Origin of the sequence: Haloferax profundi, assembly GCF_001469865.1 — an archaeon.
GTDB lineage: Archaea > Halobacteriota > Halobacteria > Halobacteriales > Haloferacaceae > Haloferax > Haloferax profundi.
In genome coordinates this window covers 1-708 of sequence record NZ_LOPV01000405.1, presented here as the reverse complement: position 1 = coordinate 708, position 708 = coordinate 1, and the positions used below count along the sequence as shown (strand labels likewise).

The following is a 708-nucleotide window of genomic DNA, read 5'->3' as shown; positions in this document are numbered from 1 at the left end:
GGTAGGGATCCTCCTTCAGATGGTGTGGACCCGACTAGTCGGTGACAAACGGGCACTTTTCGCGGCCACTGGGCTAGCGTCGACGAGCGCGAAGCGGGCAAGCCTCCTCACGCTGCGAGACCTCGCCGAAGAAGGAACTCTCCGCCCAGTCATCGACCGAGAATATCCACTCAACGACATCGCCGACGCACACCGCTACGTCGACACTGGTCACAAGGCAGGAAGCGTCGTCGTCACAGTGGGAGAGTAACCGACCACGGGTCGGATGACCCACAGAACGCTCGCTGTTCTCTGTAGACACGCCCCGGGTATCCTCTCAGCGCCCGCGGGTTTCGGCAGGGTCGAGTACTACTAACATTGAATACTGTTCGAGAAGCAGACAGGTACACCATTGTCGTCGAAACAACTCGTCCGGTTCGTGACGATTGCTGTGGCCACAGTGGCCATGGTGGCCGTCGCGACTGTTCCAACGTCTGACTCGCTAACCGTTGCCGGACAGTACGCAGTCGCGACGATGGTGTTCGCGGCACTGCTCTGGATTACTGGGGTGGTTCCACTCCCACTCACTGCGCTGGTTATCCCGATTCTCTTGACGATATTCGGTGTCTATCCAGACTTTGGCGACGCAGTCGCCGGCTTCGCTGACCCAGTTATCTTCCTGCTCCTCGCGGGGTTCATGCTCGCAGAGGCGTTCCAGACACACGGCAT

Annotated in this window: 2 protein-coding genes; both read left to right on the top strand. The window is 59.3% G+C overall.

Annotation, left to right across the window (positions count from 1 at the left end; all coding sequences use genetic code 11):
• The coding region (locus tag AUR66_RS13935) for a zinc-binding dehydrogenase (RefSeq protein ID WP_157533137.1) at positions 1–250 on the top strand (250 nt) is incomplete at its 5' end.
• A 180-nt stretch (positions 251–430) separates the two neighbouring features.
• A partial coding sequence (locus AUR66_RS13930) for an anion permease (RefSeq protein WP_231727899.1) occupies positions 431–708 on the top strand: 278 nt, incomplete at its 3' end.